Source organism: Erwinia sp. PPS120, assembly GCF_047918655.1.
Lineage (GTDB): Bacteria > Pseudomonadota > Gammaproteobacteria > Enterobacterales > Enterobacteriaceae > Erwinia > Erwinia tasmaniensis_A.
Genome location: NZ_JBLREF010000095.1, coordinates 504 through 1,053, shown reverse-complemented (window position 1 = coordinate 1,053; position 550 = coordinate 504). Strand labels below are relative to the sequence as shown.

The window sequence follows — 550 nt, the reverse complement described above, 5'->3', positions numbered from 1 at the left end:
GTGGGCTCGGAGATGTGTATAAGAGACAGTCCTTATACAAAACACGAGGTAACTCTCATGCTTCATACTACCAATCCCGTCATCAAACACAAAACTGGTTTGCTTAATCTGGCTGAAGAACTCAGCAACGTATCTAAAGCCTGTAAAATCATGGGCGTCTCCCGTGATACATTTTACCGTTATCGTGAACTGGCTGATGAAGGCGGTGTGGATGCGCTGATTAACCGCAGCCGGCGCGCTCCCAATCTCAAAAATCGTACTGACGATGCAACTGAGCAGGCCGTTACNNTGGCTGCGCCACAATCTTGAGAATTTCAAAAAGCGCCTTAAAGCACTGGAAGAAAAAGTGGCTCGTGAGGGTATCGAACTGACTGACAGCCAGATTGCCGCACTGGAACGTAAAGCCAGTGATGACGAGGCCTGTGGCGAAATTGAAACCGCTCATCCGGGTTATCTGGGGTCTCAGGACACGTTCTACGTGGGAAACCTGAAAGGTGTTGGACGTATTTATCAGCAGACGTTCGTGGATACCTACTCGAAGGTCGCTCAC

1 pseudogene is annotated in these 550 nt (G+C 49.3%); it reads left to right on the top strand.

From position 1 onward, the window contains the following. Window positions 1–57: 57 nt before the first annotated feature. Window positions 58–550: pseudogene (locus ACLRGG_RS21255) on the top strand (helix-turn-helix domain-containing protein); the annotation flags it as partial.